Annotated in this window: 1 protein-coding gene; it reads left to right on the top strand. The window is 74.5% G+C overall.

Going from position 1 to position 556, the window contains the following annotated elements:
- Window positions 1–556: beta-ketoacyl synthase N-terminal-like domain-containing protein (locus tag KUM32_RS38380; RefSeq protein ID WP_217146437.1), on the top strand; the 556-nt coding region annotated here is incomplete at both ends.

Raw genomic sequence — 556 nt, forward strand, 5'->3', positions numbered from 1 at the left:
GTCGAGGGCCACCTGATGACGGGGCAGACGCCCGCCGTCACCTCCGGCCGGGTCTCCTACGTCCTCGGCCTCGAAGGGCCGGCGGTGACGGTGGACACGGCGTGTTCGTCGTCCCTGGTGACGCTGCACCTGGCCGCGCAGGCGCTGCGCCAGGGCGAGTGCGACTTCGCCCTGGCCGGCGGCATCACCGTGATGGCCGGCCCCGGGACGTTCACCGAGTTCAGCCGTCAGCGGGGGCTCGCCTCCGACGGCCGCTGCAAGCCCTTCGCGGCCGCGGCGGACGGCACCAACTGGTCCGAGGGCGTCGGCGTGCTGCTCGTGGAACGGCTGTCCGACGCCCGCCGCCTCGGCCACCCCGTGCTGGCGGTGGTGCGCGGCTCCGCGGTGAACCAGGACGGCGCCAGCAACGGCCTGACGGCCCCCAACGGCCCGTCGCAGCGCAGGGTGATCCGGCAGGCGCTCGACAGCGCGGGACTCACCCCGAACGACGTCGACGTGGTGGAGGCGCACGGTACGGGTACGACGCTGGGTGACCCGATCGAGGCGCAGGCGCTGA

The sequence above is a fragment of the Streptomyces sp. AC627_RSS907 genome, from assembly GCF_019049165.1.